The following is a 12,299-nucleotide window of genomic DNA, read 5'->3' on the forward strand; positions in this document are numbered from 1 at the left end:
TAAGGGCGCTTTAGTTTTGGCGACTCTTAATATCTTCTTTACGGGAAACCCATAGGATATCGGGATACCCTGAAAGGAACGCAACTGTTCAAAAGCATTGCAGAGTTGAACATTGAATCTTATGACACAGCAGAGCTTTGGTGTAATTGGTTTAGCCGTCATGGGCGAAAACTTGGCGCTAAATGTAGAGCGCAATGGGTTCCCCATCTCCGTCTATAACCGCACGCCAGAAAAAACGGATGCCTTTATGGCCCAGCGGGCGCAGGGAAAAAATGTCCACGCCGCCTATTCAATTGAAGATTTTGTCAAATCTCTGGAACGCCCCCGCAAAATCCTGATCATGGTAAAAGCTGGTGCGCCAGTGGATGCGGTGATTAACCAGCTCAAACCCCTGCTGGATGAGGGCGACATTATTATCGACGGTGGAAACTCCCTGTTTGACGATACCGCTCGTCGCACTCGCGAATTAGAGCCGGAGGGGTTCAGGTTTATCGGGATGGGTGTCAGTGGGGGTGAAGAAGGGGCGCTGAATGGCCCTAGCATGATGCCAGGAGGCACGAAAAGCTCCTACGAGTATCTGGAGCCAATTTTGACGAAGATTGCGGCTCAGGTAGATGATGGCCCCTGTGTGACCTATATTGGCCCGGGTGGGGCTGGTCACTACGTCAAGATGGTACACAATGGCATTGAGTACGGCGATATGCAGCTGATTGCGGAAGCATACGACTTGCTCAAGAATGCTTTGGGGTTGGATCACCAGCAACTGCACGAGATTTTTGCCGAATGGAACACCACCGATGAACTCAATTCCTACCTAATTGAGATTACGGCGGATATCTTTACTTACATCGATCCAGATATTAATCAACCTCTGGTTGATAAGATTCTCGATGCGGCTGGGCAAAAAGGTACGGGACGTTGGACTGTTCAGAGTGCGCTGGAGTTGGGGATCTGTATTCCGACGATGACGGCGGCGGTTAATGCCCGGATCATGTCTGCCTTTAAGAAGGAGCGGGTGGCTGCTTCGGAGATTTTAACGGGCCCTAGTGGGAAGTATGAGGGGGACACCAAAACCTTCATTAACCAAATCCGTGATGCTCTCTATTGCTCGAAGATTTGCTCTTACGCTCAGGGTATGGCGCTATTGAGTGCAGCGTCAAAGGCTTATTCCTATGACCTGAATTTGAGCGAAACTGCCCGGATTTGGAAGGGTGGTTGTATTATTCGAGCTGGGTTCTTGAATAAGATTAAATCTGCTTTCAAGGAAAATCCAGAGTTGCCCAATTTGCTTTTGGCTCCTGAGTTTAAGCAGACAATTTTGGATCGTCAGGACGCTTGGCGGGAAGTTTTGTCCCAGTCAGCGAAGCTGGGGATTCCAGTTCCGGCGTTCAGTGCGTCGCTGGATTATTTTGATAGTTATCGACGCGATCGCTTGCCACAAAACCTCACTCAAGCTCAGCGCGATTACTTCGGCGCTCACACCTACGAGCGTATTGACAAAGAAGGCTTCTTCCACACCGAATGGACGGCGCTTGACGAGGAAACTTTACAAACCTCGACACCTGTACCCCTTCAAGCTCAAGATCCTGCGGTAGTTTTAACCACCCCGGACGCTCCGGAATAGAAAAGTAGAAAAAAAATAGGGTGAGTTTTTACCTACCCTATTTTCTTTTTTCAGCTTTAAGCAGGTGGAAATAGCAAAATATTCTGTAGCGTCTTCATATTTTATAGGGGAGCCAAAAGTGCGCGAATTACCATCAACTAAATCGCCAAATATTGATAGTCTTGTCATGACTCCCACTCACGATAGTCTTTCCATCTGGACTGATAGCAACAGAATAAATTACACCTAAATGCCCCGCCAGAGTACAGATTTCTCTGCCTGTAGCTATCTGCCACAGCTTGATAGTGCCGTCCTCGCTGCCACTCACAAGAGTCTTTCCATCTGGGCTGAAAGTGACAGAATAAACCGCACCTGTATGCCCTGTGAGAGTACAGATTTCTCTGCCTGTAGCTGTCTGCCACAGTTTGATTTGTTTGAAACTCCCACTGGCTATGTTTTGTCCATCTGGGCTGAAGGCGACAGACAAAACATAGCCAGAATTTCCGACAATTGAACGAATTAGTTGACCGTTGCCCATCTGCCGAATTCTGAGCGGCTTTTCCAAACCGCCACTTGCAAGAATCTTTCCATCCCGACTGATAGCAATAGACAAAACTTGGGCTGACTGTCCTTTAAGGGTGTTGAGTTCTTTTCCTGTAGTTGTCTGCCAAAACTTGATAGTTTTGTCGTTACTACCACTAGCTAAAATTTGCCCATCTAGGCTGAAGGTGACAGCCGAGACTTCGTCTGAATGCCCAGAAAACAAACCGCCAAGGGTGCGAATTACTTTCCCTGTAGCCAAATCCCACAACTTGATGGTTTTGTCAACACTGCCACTGGCAAAAGTTCTTCTATCTTTACTAAAGGCAAGGCAACGCACCCCGTCTGAATGGCCTGTGAGGGTGTGGATTAGCTTCCCTGTAGCAAGATTCCATAGCTTGATAGTTTTGTCAAAGCTGCCACTGATAAGGGTTTTTCCATCCCAACTGATGACAACAGCAGCAACTAATTCTGAATGGCTGGTGAGGGTGTGATCGCATTTCCATTGTGGGAATACAGATGCAGGCGGTGGCGGTGGCGAAGGTTGTGGCGGTGCGGGTGATGGCTTTGCCGCTTTTTGTTTCAGCTCAAGCTCTGCCACTTTCTTTGCATCTGAGTTGGCTCTGTTGTTATATCCAAGTTGGGAGCAGGCAAACCCTCTGGATTTATATGCTTCTATATAGTATGAATTGATCCGGATTGCGCGGGTAAAATTTTCGATTGCTTCCTCATATTTTTCTTTTTTAACATTTTCCAATCCCTGGCTATAGTATATTTCTGCATTAGATAAATTATTTTTATAAATCCCTGTAGTAGAAGTTTTATCAACCGAATTTTCCAAATAAAACTTTAGCTGTTCGTAAGCTTGGTTAATTTTTTTAATTTCCTCCTCTGCCTTTTGTTTTAGCTGAGTATCATGAGAAAAGCGATCTGGATGCGAAGTCTTAGCCAGGTGTCGGTAAGCCTGCTTAATCTCTGAGTGCGATGCACCGGGTTTCAGCCCAAGAATTTCGTAAGACCGATTGATATTATTCATCTAAGTTATTTGTGCTGTAAGCTTGGTGTACAGCAAGAAAGCGGCTGATTGGGTTTATATTCAGTGTTCCCAAAATTCCATAGATTCTAACGCACGCTCACTTTACATTTCCTTGATGTTCGCACTTAAAAGTCTGCTCGCGCCACTGTTCTATATCCACATCCGCCAGCCGAGTTACTTGGTTGCATTTGGGTTGAATTACCTGACTTAACACCGCCCATACTAAGCTACGAGTTACGTCTAATCCTGTCTTGAGAAATGATTCTCGATTGGCAGGAATACCCTGTTCTGGTACGATTTCAGTTTCTACCCAAATCCCATGAGCGCCGCATAAAATTTGCGCGAGCCACTGCGCCCTTGGCAGATGGCTGGCGGAGGTGATTAACTTAATTTTACGGACTCCCCAAGAGCGCAGAATTGGTATCCCAAAATAGAAATTGCTAAAAGTTGATTTTGCACACTTTTCTAGCCAAACTTGCTCAATAGAAGCATTTTCTCTTTGAAAAATTAGCCAGATGCAGGGGTCTTTAGAGCCTTGAGAAATTAAAACCCGTATTTCTGGGTCTTTTTTTACTTGCTGGGCTACGTATATTTCTCGACTAATACTTCCGCCTAAGACAAAATAGGCATCCACTTTAGCTTGTGAGGCAGAGTACAAAGAAAGCATAATGATTAATAGCCATCCGCCCAAGATAACGCCTAGAATAGCGATAATGAAGAGTAAAAGCCGTCGAGCGCTTCTGAAGGCAAACTGATGAACTGCGGCACGGTGGGGCTGCTGGTAAGTAAATCTAACTGGGCGGTTCACAATTTATTTGAGTATTTGTTCGGATGAAATTTAGTAATGCTTTACACTACTTTAGCTATTAAGACTATTTTGTTGTTCTTTTAGGCTGGTGCCTATTAAACTGAGGTAAGTAAAAAATTAGCAGGAAAGTCGAGTCAAACAAGGCTGTTATCCTGGCTACTAATATGAATAATGAGGACACTGGGCGAACTGGCACAAAATTGATGCAGCCTAGATAAGAAACCTGAGTATCTTGGAAATAGTTCGTTTCAGGCGTCACACGGTATCTACAGATTAAACCCCTCCCAAGCCACTCTTCATGAATCCATCCCCAAAAAACTTCTCTCGGCTCCACGTTGCTCTGTTTGGTGGAGCGATCGCAACCACGGCAGCTTTGTCTTTGTTCGGTCCCTCTGTCCGAGCTGCCCTGCAAGAAAGTCCAAAATCGGTTGTCGATGAAGCATGGCAAATTGTCAACCGGGAATATGTTGATGGCACCTTTAATCAGGTGGATTGGCAAGCGACCCGACAAGACCTGCTATCCAAAAACTACGCTACCCGCGAAGAAGCCTACAAGGCTATCCGGGTGGCGCTGGAAAAATTAGAGGATCCTTACACTCGTTTTCTTGATCCCAAACAGTATCAAGCATTGACTAGCCAAACTTCTGGAGAACTGTCTGGCGTAGGTTTGAAGCTGGAACTGGACGAAAAAACCAAGGATCTGACCGTTGTGGAACCGATTGAGAATTCCCCAGCTCTCAAAGCGGGTATCAAGCCGGGAGATAAGATTTTGGCAATTAATGGCAAAACCACAAAGGGGATGAGTGTGGAAGCTGCCGCTAACTTGATCCGGGGCGAAGTTGGGACGAAAGTCACCCTGAAGATATCCAGCGAAGGCAGGGATAAGGATGTGGCATTGACTAGGGCGCAGATTGAACTGGCTGCTGTCCGTTCTTCGGTCAAGCAGGAAGGTAAAATCCGCGTCGGCTATATCCGCTTGAATGAGTTTAGCGCCCACGCCGCAGAACAAATGCGTCGCTCGATTAAGACTCTCAATAACGACAAGGTGGATGCTTTTGTATTGGATTTGCGGGGTAATCCGGGTGGGTTACTGCACTCCAGCGTAGAAATTGCCCAGATGTGGATGGATAAAGGTGCCATCGTCCGGACAGTAGACCGCAAGGGAGCAAATGAAGAATTTAAGACAAATGGCAAGTCGTTGACTCAGTTGCCTCTTGCTGTGCTGGTAGATGGCAATTCGGCATCGGCTAGCGAAATTCTCTCTGGGGCGCTGAAGGATAATGGTCGTGCGAAGATTATCGGCTCTCAAACTTTTGGGAAGGCGCTAGTTCAGTCGGTGCATTCTCTGAGTGATGGTTCTGGTTTAGCTGTGACGATTGCTCACTACTACACGCCAAAGGGAACGGATATCAGCCAGAAAGGGGTTACTCCTGATGTCAAGATTGACTTGAACGACGACCAGCGCAAGCGTCTTGGCAGTAATCCGACGTTACTGGGAACTCAGGAAGATCCGCAATATGCCCGCGCGATCGCTGAGTTGGAAAATACTAAACTCGCCCAGCCGGGTAAGCCCCAATTACCGCGATCGCTCAGCGTCCGGTAAATTAGGCAATCATGTAAAAGGCAAAATGTAGAGAGGTTAAATTTAATCTCTCTACTTTTGGTTTTTAGCCTTTAATTTGGTTGACCAAGTGAACAAGCTCTGGCAAAATAAGCTTCTCAATTGCAAGTCTAACGGCGTTGCTGGAACCGGGAACAGAGAAGACCAGCTTGCTTTGATAAACGCCAGCAACAGCGCGAGATGCGATCGCCCGTGAACCAATTTCTTGATAACTCAGAAAGCGGAACAACTCGCCAAAACCAGGCAAAGTTTTTGAGAGTTCTTTCTCTAGAGCATCGTAGGTCGTGTCTCTCGGTGCGATCCCAGTGCCACCATTGAAAATTAAAGCATCTAGATCCGGGCGTTGACCTAGGGTTGCTAGCAGCGCCCGAATTTGCGTAGGTTCATCTTTGAGAAGGGCGTACTCCCCAATTGCGTGACCTGCATTTTGGAGTAACTGCTTAATTAACTGACCGCTAGTATCTGTTTCGGGCGATCGCGTATCGCTAACGGTAATGACAGCGCAAGTTACTGTCATCCCCTTTATATCAGGGTGAGGCAGGTTAGTCATACAAGCAAGAGTTTTGAGTTTTTAATTTCCAACCCTAACTCAAAACTCAAAATCTATTTAGGATTTGCTAAATTCTAAACCATTCTCTTCGGCATACCGCTGCATGAAGCGCATAAAGCGATTCCATTCATCTTCTGACTTCATCAGGTAAACCGCTTGTAAATCTCTAGCTTGACCATTGACAAATATGCCTTTGACTTCTCTGGTCACTATTTCGCCTTCTTCGTCAATCATGTACATCCCGGTGATTTCTTCCGCGCTTTCGCTGTTGAAGGCGTTGGGAGTTTGAAAATAAAACGTCGCAGTACCTTGATTGCCATCCCGCGAACGGGTTAGCTTTACATCCGGTATAACTTCTTCTTTGAGTCCTCTGGCAAACTGAATTTCCGCCATAATGGTACGACTAAATTTTTATAATGGTCAATTTAATATCATCTCATCATTTAGAAGAGAACTGCACTGTCTAGCTTCTACTGGCTTGGGCTGATTCCAAAAAGTAGTTGTAGGGTCAATGTGGGATCGGGCAGACCTAACCGCTCTCATAACCTCTTGACACCGCCCGATCCCTCTGCTAACGTCAATGGTTAAAGGTATGTAATAAATTTTCAGATTTATAGGTCTTACAAATGTTCAGCAGCAGTTTTTACTTTTATTGGTTTAACGCGGTTCACCGGGAGTGAATCCAATGTCCCCATTGGAACCGCCTAGTGAACCGCAGAACAAACTCTGCGGTTTTTTTTGTTTTTTCAAGGATTGGATTTTAATCGTGATGACCTATTTCAGTAGCTGGTTTTATGGCTTTTACTTTTGGCCCAGAGCAAATTCCGGGTAAATAGCGTCATGTCGATAAATCGTCCAGCGCCCGGAACTTGCAATCAGGTTCCGGGCTTTTTGTTTTGTCAACATCACATTTTTTTCTAAGGAGAATCGAACCATGATCAACGCTAAACTTGCCTCACAATCTCACTCTAATCACCAAACCGTTGTCAAACTTTCCGAAAAAGTCAGCTTCGGTGGAGAAGACGTGGTTATTATCGGCGGCCCCTGTACAGTGGAAAGCTGGGATCAGATGGAAACTGTTGCTAGTCATCTCGCCGCTGCACCCGTTCAGGCTTTGCGCGGTGGTGTCTACAAACCCCGCACCTCTCCCTATGCTTTTCAAGGAATGGGAGTGGAAGGATTGCAGATTTTGGCTTCGGTGCGATCGCGTTACTCGATCCCCGTCGTCACAGAAGTCATGTCAATTGGGCAAATAGAAGCTGTTGCGACCCATGCTGATATGCTGCAAATTGGTAGCCGCAATATGCAAAACTTCGATTTGCTAAAAGCTTTGGGAGAAGCTGGTAAACCAATACTACTCAAGCGTGGGTTAGCCTCTACTATTGAAGAATTTGTCATGGCGGCAGAATATATTTTAAGCCACGGCAATCCGGATGTGGTGCTGTGCGAACGGGGTATCCGCAGTTTCGATAACTATACGCGCAATGTGCTGGATTTAGGCGCAGTAGTGGCTTTGAAGCAGATAACGCACTTGCCAGTCATCGTAGATCCTTCCCATGCGGTAGGTAAGCGGGAATTGGTAGCACCTTTGGCGAAGGCTGCGATCGCGTGTGGCGCAGATGGGTTAATTATTGAATGTCACCCAGAACCCGAAAAATCGGTTTCCGATGCCCGTCAGGCGCTTTCTTTAGAAGATATGGTGAGTCTAGTTCACAGCTTAAGACCTGTAGCAGCGGCTGTCGGGCGTAATATATCTGAAGTAGGGGCGGGTTTGAAATCTGCCCCTGTTCATTTTTCTGTCAAGACTTGTGAAGCGATCGCTTAATATCATACCCTCTTCCTCTCGTTCCCAGGTTCAGCTTGGGAACCAGGGTAGAGAGTATTACATAACTTCCTTATTTTTGGTTCTTACTCGCTGATATAACTCCTCCATCGTTTCAATAAAAGAACTATCTTTCTTCCAAAAAGGCGGGAAATCTCCCTGTTTTTTAATCAAAATCGCTGGCAAACTTGCTGGCGATACTGCTTCCACAGTTTGTGGTAATCGCTTAGTCCCTAGCCAAAACTCTCTAGGATTTATCTTTTCAGCAATTTGTACTTTTTCTAGGGGAGTATAGTAAGACGCTGAGGTTTCTAAAGGAATTTCTTTTGCCGTTAGTTCGATGGATAAAACTTGTCCTAAAGGAGATTTTGCCAGTTCTGCTTGCAAGGCTTCTTTAGATAAACCCCTGAGTTCAAATAATAAAAACGGGTTGTGGTCTAATTGGGACGCTACCACGTAGTAAACCCCAGCAATGTGTTTACAAGGATTAGCGTAATCTGGACAGGAACAACTGGTTTTAAAGTCTTTTTGGCTGTGAGGTAAAAGATGTAATCCCAAATCAGCAAAAGCCTCTTCAATATTATCAGGAACCTCATTCATCAGCAGCTTAGAAACAAAGCTGGCTTTTGATGAAATATATTTAATTGCTTTCGACCAGTTAGCCTTATCAATTGGTTTAATTTCGATATTAATGCTATATTTTGGCTCTTTATATACTCCAAAATAGGGATTGACTGAACCTCTAACAGTAGCAGTTATTTCGTTTTGGTCAATTTTGTATTTGAGAACTTTTCCATTACTCGCATAGGAACGTCCGCGTCCTAATCTAGCGGAATCGCTGAAAGATTCTAAGGCTAGAATAAAGCGTTTACCCCACCAGGTACGGCTAAATTGCGTCATAATAGTTTACTCCAAAATTGCGGCTTTATTGAGTGAAATTAGTTGTTTAAAAGCTTCATTATCAAGTTCTGTAAGCCAAGCTTCATCAGCACCAACCACAGCAGATGACAACTTTTTCTTATCTTCTATCATTTTGTCGATGCGTTCTTCTAAGGTGCCGATAGCAACGAATTTGTGAACAAACACATTTTTCTTTTGACCAATACGAAAAGCTCTATCTGTGGCTTGGTCTTCGACTGCGGGGTTCCACCAACGGTCAAAATGAAAGACGTGATTAGCTTTTGTGAGGGTAATACCTACGCCACCAGCTTTTAAGGAGAGAATAAATACCGAAGGTTCTGTTTCTGGGTTTTGAAACTCAGCTATCATTTGCTCTCGCTTGTTGCGATTGGTGCCTCCATGAATGTAATAGGTGTTGTAGTGACAAGTGTGTTTCAGATATTTTTCTAAGGAGTCGCAAACTTCTTTAAACTGGCTAAAAATTAACATACTTTCGCCTTCAGAAATGGCTTCTTCGACCATTTCTGCCAGACGACCGAGTTTATGCGATCGCTCAACTGAAAACTCGCTTCCATCCTGTAAAAATTGCGCTGGATGATTGCAAATTTGTTTTAGCCTCAGTAAGGTTGACAAAATTAACCCTTTGCGCTGAATCCCTTCAGAATTATTAATTTTTTCGCTTACATCTTTAACGACTGCCTCGTACAGCGAAGCTTGTTCTTTAGTTAAATTACAATATAATTTTTGTTCAACCTTGTCTGGCAAATCGTTGATAATTGATTGGTCAGTCTTCACCCGGCGTAAAATGAACGGTTCTACCAACTTTTTTAATGTCGTAGACTTCACCTTATTATTATCTTTTTGAATTGGAATTTCAAAAGACTTGCGAAACTGTGCTTCTTTACCCAAATAACCAGGATTTAAAAAGTTGAAAATTGACCATAAATCTAGTAAGCGGTTTTCTACTGGAGTCCCCGTCAAAGCTAGTCGATGTGTAGCTGGCAACTTTAAAATTGCCTTAGTTTGGGCCGCTTTAGGATTTTTAATATTTTGCGCCTCATCCAACACCAATCGATGCCAGTTCACACTTTCCAAAAGTTTTTCATCTTTTCGAGCCAAAGTAAATGAAGTAATAACAACATCGTGATTCAGAGAAGCTGCTTTAAACTCCGCTACTTGTTGAATGCGGTTACTACCATGATGCACCATTGCTTGCAGATGGGGAGCAAACTTTTCAATTTCTTTTTGCCAGTTTCCGACAACTGAGGTAGGTGCAATTAATAAAGTTGGTAAAATTGATGGTGTCGATTCTTTTTCATTCACCAATCTAGCAATCACCTGAACCGACTTTCCCAGTCCCATATCATCTGCGAGACAACCATTTAAACCCAGGTTTTCCAGATATTGCAACCAGGACACGCCTCGCTTTTGATATTCGCGTAAATTTCCCTGCAACTGCGGCGGATTTTCAATTGGTTCCAGCTTGCTTTTATCTTGCAACTTTGCCATCATTTCCGCCAAAGTCTGGTCATGTTCTACTTCTAATTCATTTTCTGATTCTGCGGCTAGTTTCATCAAATCTGTCAGCGTCATTTCTGGCTGATCTTTGGCATTATTTTGCCAAAATTCCAGCATTTGCTGCATTTTTTCTTGGTCTAACTCTATCCACTGACCGCGAAATTGCACCAGTGGACTTTTGGCGTTTACAAGTTGCTGCCATTCTTTTTCAGTAACAGTTTGACCGCCGATTGCTAGTTCGTATTGATATTGCACAATTGAGTCTAAACTGAAGTATCCTTTACTAGCAGCTTTAGTTTGACCTTTAGGACGAGAGGAAGTTTTCAGGCGAATTTTAGCTTTGCGGCGACCTTCCGGTGTCCACCAAGCGGGAACGATGACTTTGTAACCGGAATCTTCTAATATCCAGGCGCTTTCTTTGAGAAATTCAAAGGCTTCTGCTAAATTTAGTGGCAAACCTATAGGTTGGTCAGTTTCCAATCCCTGCCAAAGTTTAGGATACATCCGTGCTGCATATCCCAGATTCAACAATAGGTTATTTTCAAAATCCTTGCCAAAATATTTTTGTAGGTCTTTTTTTTGTTTCTGACCCAGTTGCCAATATTCAGCTAAGGAAAGTTTTAAGGATGGGTCTTGTTTAGCTGTAGCCAAAAATTGAATTTGCCAGTTATCTACATTATCAGCAGCGGCTTCTTTTAACTGGAAGCAGAGGTAAAAATTACCTGGATTTTGGCTGCGGGTTAATTTGTCTTTCCAAGCGTACCATTGTTTGTATTCTTCTAGTGCTTGGTCGGTAGTTTGCGGGTTTTTTCTTTCTGGATAAAGGCAACCGTAGAGGATGGTGTCTGTAATCTGTTGATCGAATTTGGCAGTGGAGGGTGTATGGGTAACGATTTCATTGAGCAAACATTCGGAAAAATTGCGGAGGAATGTTTCTTTTGAATAAAATTCAACTGTTGTGCTGAAGGTGGCAGAGCCAGCAGCGCAGACTAAAGGCATATACTCTACAAATTTTTCAATTAGTAACTCGTACTTTTCCGAGATAATTTCCCAGCCTGAATAAATTTCAAAAGTATTTGTTTGTTTCCGCTTTCCTTTTGTTGCGGCAGGGAGTTCGCGATATTTGAGCGCGGGAATATATTGGTCTTTGAGGATAATTTCTTTAAATGATTGGGTGTAGTGATACCAAAATAATAGGTCTGAGCCGATGAGGATTTCTGAGGAATTATGTAAAGCTAAAAAGTGAATATCATTTATTATTTTGATAATATTGCTTACCCTATCATAGCTAGAAGTGCCAGCTTTTAATATGGTATTCACTTCATAAGCATCAACTTCCCAATAGAGAAAGCCTTCATAGTCTTCTTCAACTTCAGCTTCTAAATATTTCGTTAATTCAGGAGATGGTAAAGGTTGGTTGTTGGCGGTGGGAAAGGCAAAATATTGGGGAGAAATATTTTCGCTAATCTTATGTCTGGATGCTGCTGCGATGCCTAGTTCATTACTGAGGAAGGCTTCCAAGTCGGATTCGCGAAGATGATAGGGATGAATTGGGTGTTTGGCGTTGCGGCGTTTTGGGACAACGGGAGTTTCTACCCACAGGTAAAATGCACCAGTTTGGATGAAGCTAGCTTCTGCCTTGGGAATCCATGTGCCGTGGAGGATTTTCATAGGTAGATGCGGGGTGAGTTTGATGAAATTTTAGCTGGTTAAAAGAGCAATCCCTAGCGAGATTGGTATTCTAATCATTAAAAAATGTAACAATTAAAGCAAAAGTCGTTTAAAAAAGCTGAGTTCTAATGAAAGACAAAGATTATTCTTGGAAAGGTAGCCCAAATGCCGGATTTGTACTCACTATCTTGGCGGTGATAGGTGCTTTAGCAGTAATACTGGTAGGCTTT

Annotated in this window: 9 protein-coding genes; 3 read left to right on the plus strand and 6 right to left on the minus strand. The window is 43.9% G+C overall.

Going from position 1 to position 12,299, the window contains the following annotated elements:
* The first annotated feature begins 121 nt into the window (after positions 1 to 121).
* On the plus strand, positions 122 to 1,624 hold the full coding sequence (gndA, locus tag NDI42_RS01795; protein WP_190455868.1) for an NADP-dependent phosphogluconate dehydrogenase: 1,503 nt from the start codon (positions 122 to 124) through the stop codon (positions 1,622 to 1,624).
* Positions 1,625 to 1,757: 133 nt separating this feature from the next.
* Here gndA and NDI42_RS01800 read toward each other — a convergent pair whose 3' ends face one another.
* Together NDI42_RS01800 and NDI42_RS01805 are read right to left on the minus strand one after the other, a co-directional pair.
* On the minus strand, positions 1,758 to 3,179 hold the full coding sequence (locus NDI42_RS01800) for a DnaJ domain-containing protein (protein WP_190455871.1): 1,422 nt from the start codon (positions 3,177 to 3,179) through the stop codon (positions 1,758 to 1,760).
* 97 nt (positions 3,180 to 3,276) lie between these two features.
* Positions 3,277 to 3,987, minus strand: a complete 711-nt coding sequence (locus NDI42_RS01805) for a YdcF family protein (RefSeq protein ID WP_199311179.1) — start codon at positions 3,985 to 3,987, stop codon at positions 3,277 to 3,279.
* Positions 3,988 to 4,285: 298 nt separating this feature from the next.
* Here NDI42_RS01805 and ctpB point away from each other — a divergent pair, with 298 nt between their 5' ends.
* Positions 4,286 to 5,590 (plus strand): carboxyl-terminal processing protease CtpB, encoded by a 1,305-nt coding sequence (ctpB, locus tag NDI42_RS01810; RefSeq protein ID WP_190455873.1) that lies wholly within the window; start codon positions 4,286 to 4,288, stop codon positions 5,588 to 5,590.
* Positions 5,591 to 5,654: 64 nt separating this feature from the next.
* Here the strand turns inward: ctpB and NDI42_RS01815 are convergent, their stop codons facing one another.
* Together NDI42_RS01815 and psb28 are read right to left on the minus strand one after the other, a co-directional pair.
* Positions 5,655 to 6,158 carry a molybdenum cofactor synthesis domain-containing protein gene (locus tag NDI42_RS01815; protein WP_190455874.1) on the minus strand — a complete coding sequence of 168 codons (504 nt, stop codon included), beginning with the start codon at positions 6,156 to 6,158 and terminating at the stop codon, positions 5,655 to 5,657.
* A 57-nt stretch (positions 6,159 to 6,215) separates the two neighbouring features.
* A complete protein-coding gene (gene psb28 / locus NDI42_RS01820) occupies positions 6,216 to 6,551 on the minus strand; it encodes a photosystem II reaction center protein Psb28 (protein WP_190426200.1) in 336 nt (111 codons plus the stop codon).
* Positions 6,552 to 7,092: 541 nt separating this feature from the next.
* On the opposite strand from psb28, the gene aroF reads away from it, so the two are divergent.
* Positions 7,093 to 7,983, plus strand: coding sequence for a 3-deoxy-7-phosphoheptulonate synthase (aroF, locus tag NDI42_RS01825; RefSeq protein ID WP_190455876.1), 891 nt, complete (start codon positions 7,093 to 7,095; stop codon positions 7,981 to 7,983).
* A gap of 57 nt (positions 7,984 to 8,040) precedes the next feature.
* On the opposite strand, the gene NDI42_RS01830 is transcribed toward aroF, so the two are convergent.
* Both NDI42_RS01830 and NDI42_RS01835 read right to left on the minus strand, forming a co-directional pair.
* Entirely contained in the window at positions 8,041 to 8,880 is an 840-nt protein-coding gene (locus NDI42_RS01830; protein WP_190455878.1) for an SWIM zinc finger family protein, read from the minus strand.
* A 6-nt stretch (positions 8,881 to 8,886) separates the two neighbouring features.
* On the minus strand, positions 8,887 to 12,069 hold the full coding sequence (locus NDI42_RS01835) for a DEAD/DEAH box helicase (RefSeq protein WP_190455880.1): 3,183 nt from the start codon (positions 12,067 to 12,069) through the stop codon (positions 8,887 to 8,889).
* Between the last annotated feature and the right edge of the window lie 230 nt (positions 12,070 to 12,299).

This window comes from Funiculus sociatus GB2-C1 (assembly GCF_039962115.1).
GTDB classification, from domain to species: Bacteria; Cyanobacteriota; Cyanobacteriia; order Cyanobacteriales; family FACHB-T130; genus Funiculus; species Funiculus sociatus.

What these genes read in the sequence shown, in the direction of transcription:
- gndA (WP_190455868.1), top strand. Translation starts at nt 122, where the DNA reads ATGACACAGCAGAGCTTTGGTGTAATTGGTTTAGCCGTCATGGGCGAA.
- NDI42_RS01800 (WP_190455871.1), bottom strand. Translation starts at nt 3,179, where the DNA reads ATGAATAATATCAATCGGTCTTACGAAATTCTTGGGCTGAAACCCGGT.
- ctpB (WP_190455873.1), top strand. Translation starts at nt 4,286, where the DNA reads ATGAATCCATCCCCAAAAAACTTCTCTCGGCTCCACGTTGCTCTGTTT.
- NDI42_RS01815 (WP_190455874.1), bottom strand. Translation starts at nt 6,158, where the DNA reads ATGACTAACCTGCCTCACCCTGATATAAAGGGGATGACAGTAACTTGC.
- psb28 (WP_190426200.1), bottom strand. Translation starts at nt 6,551, where the DNA reads ATGGCGGAAATTCAGTTTGCCAGAGGACTCAAAGAAGAAGTTATACCG.
- aroF (WP_190455876.1), top strand. Translation starts at nt 7,093, where the DNA reads ATGATCAACGCTAAACTTGCCTCACAATCTCACTCTAATCACCAAACC.
- NDI42_RS01830 (WP_190455878.1), bottom strand. Translation starts at nt 8,880, where the DNA reads ATGACGCAATTTAGCCGTACCTGGTGGGGTAAACGCTTTATTCTAGCC.
- NDI42_RS01835 (WP_190455880.1), bottom strand. Translation starts at nt 12,069, where the DNA reads ATGAAAATCCTCCACGGCACATGGATTCCCAAGGCAGAAGCTAGCTTC.